2 protein-coding genes are annotated in these 2,272 nt (G+C 67.7%); both read left to right on the top strand.

Going from position 1 to position 2,272, the window contains the following annotated elements; translation table 11 throughout:
- Window positions 1-1,506: ATP-binding SpoIIE family protein phosphatase (locus tag U9980_RS16610; protein WP_322768749.1), on the top strand; the 1,506-nt coding region annotated here is incomplete at its 5' end.
- Between the two features lie 30 nt (window positions 1,507-1,536).
- Window positions 1,537-2,184 carry a suppressor of fused domain protein gene (locus tag U9980_RS16605; RefSeq protein ID WP_322768748.1) on the top strand — a complete coding sequence of 216 codons (648 nt, stop codon included), beginning with the start codon at window positions 1,537-1,539 and terminating at the stop codon, window positions 2,182-2,184.
- Window positions 2,185-2,272: the final 88 nt, after the last annotated feature.

Below are 2,272 nucleotides of genomic sequence, written 5' to 3'. Positions count from 1 at the left end.
GGGGACGAACCGACCAGCATGAATGAAGGAATGCGCCGCATCGCCGTCCGCGGCATCACGACAGAGGGCGCGTTCTACCCGCCGGGCGACCTCGTGTGCTACCTCCCGGCAACCCCCCAGGCGCGGTGCTTCACCCACGGGCGGTCAGTTCTTGAGGAAGATCTACGGGTCGCGAGCGGATGGCTGGCTCAGGATCCCGCGCGCGGTGAGACTCTTCTCGACCATCGCATCCACTCACTCATGACAGTCCCGATGCGCGCACGCGGCGAGACACTCGGGATCGCCAGCTTCTACCGATCCGAACAGCCCGGCGCCTTCGAGGAGGATGACCTGTCCCTCGCCGAGGAACTGGTCGCCCGGGCCGCCGTGTGCATCGACAACGCCCGCCGCTACACCCGCGAACACGGACTGGCGCTGGCCCTCCAACGCAGTCTGCTCCCCCGGGGCGTACCCGCACAGCATGCCGTCGAAGTCGCCCACCGCTACCTGCCTGCCCAGTCGGGAGTAGGCGGCGACTGGTTCGACGTCATCCCCCTGTCCAGCGCCCGCGTTGCCCTGGTGGTTGGTGACGTGGTCGGCCACGGCCTGCACGCCGCCGCCACCATGGGTCGCCTACGTACCGCCGTCCAGAACTTCTCCGCCCTGGATCTGCCGGTTGATGAACTTCTCGGTCATCTCGACGATCTGGTCAACCGTCTTGACGAGGAGGAGGGCGCCGAACCCTGCGGGCACGGGATGATCGGGGCAACCTGCCTGTACGCGATCTACGATCCGGTCTCCAGACGCTGCACCATGGCGCGGGCCGGACACCCGATGCCCGCACTCATTGCGCCCGACGGCAGCGTGGAGTTCCTCGATCTACCTGCCGGACCACCGCTCGGCCTTGGTGGACTGCCCTTCGAAGCGGTCGACTTCGAGATGGCTCCCGGCAGTCAACTCGTCCTGTACACCGACGGGCTCATCGAGGACCGACACCGCGACATCGACGCTGGTCTCGACCAGCTCCGGCGCCTGCTGGCCCATCCCGACCGTCCGCCGGAGGAGACCTGCCAGGCTCTGGTCACGGCCATGCTCCCAGCTCATCCAAGTGACGACGTCGCCCTTGTGGTGGCTCGAACCCGCGCACTTGATCCACAACGCCACGCCAGCTGGGAGATACCCGCTGACCCGACGGTCGTCTCCACCATGCGTGCAGCGGTCACCCGGCAACTCACCGCCTGGGGGCTGGCGGAAGCCGCATTCACCACTGAACTGGTTGTCAGCGAGCTGATCACCAATGCGATCCGGCACGCAACCGGCCCCATCCAGGTTCGCCTGCTACACGACCACACGCTGATCTGCGAGGTATCCGACGCCAGCGGCACATCCCCCCGGCTGCGCCGTGCCAGCACCACCGACGAAGGCGGCCGTGGCCTTTTCCTGATCGCTCAGCTCACCCGACGCTGGGGTGTCCGATACACGTCCAACGGCAAGGTCATCTGGACCGAGCAGCCGCTGCCGCCATAGACAGTTCATCAGGCCCGTAGGGTCGGTTCCATGGACGGCGCGGATGTACTCAGGCTGGTGGAGGCCCACCTGATCCGGGAGCTCGGGCCTGACACCGGACGCGCGGAGATCACATTTCTCGGCGCAGAGCCCATCGAGGTCCTGCGTTTCGGCAGCACAACGCAGGGAGTCGTCCGCTACGCAACCCTCGGGATGTCCATTGCCCCGATGGGCGATCCGGCATCATCAATGATCGACCCGACCGGACCACGCACCGAGCTGGTGCTCTCCCTGAAGGACCAGCGCGACAGCGTCGCCCGGCGGCTCGCCCTGCTGGCGGCGATACCCGCTGTCGAAGGCGTCCCGGTTGTCGCCGGAGCAGGACTCGACCTGGGTGAACCGCTCTGGGACGGCGCGCGCTTCACCGCCGTCCTCGTCGCCGAGCCCGGTGGGCTCATCCCCGACCTGCCGCTGGCAGACCCGACCGACCCACCGGCGACACTGCCGGCCCGGACAGCGACGCAGGCACCGGCACCCGTGCGTTTCCTGCCGGTCCTGCCGATGACCCCCAACGAGTCGGCGTTCAAGCGGGTACACGGAGCGGCCGAGCTCCAGCGGCGATGGTTGGCCGCCGGAACCGACCTACGGGATCCCACCCGCCCGCAGCTGCGCCTCGACCTCGACCTCGACGACAGCTGACAGCTGACAGCTGGAACACGATCAGGAGCCGGTACCGATATCGGCAAGGTCCTTGACCACCGGCACACAGGCCCGCTCGATCCAGGCG

Source organism: Protofrankia sp. Cr1, assembly GCF_963555865.1.
Taxonomy (GTDB): Bacteria; Actinomycetota; Actinomycetes; order Frankiales; family Frankiaceae; genus Protofrankia.
The sequence above is the reverse complement of the archived record's forward strand: the minus strand, read 5'-3'. Positions and strand labels throughout refer to the sequence as shown.

Coding starts and splice junctions, on each gene's coding strand:
- U9980_RS16605 (WP_322768748.1), top strand. CDS start 1,537: ATGGACGGCGCGGATGTACTCAGGCTGGTGGAGGCCCACCTGATCCGG.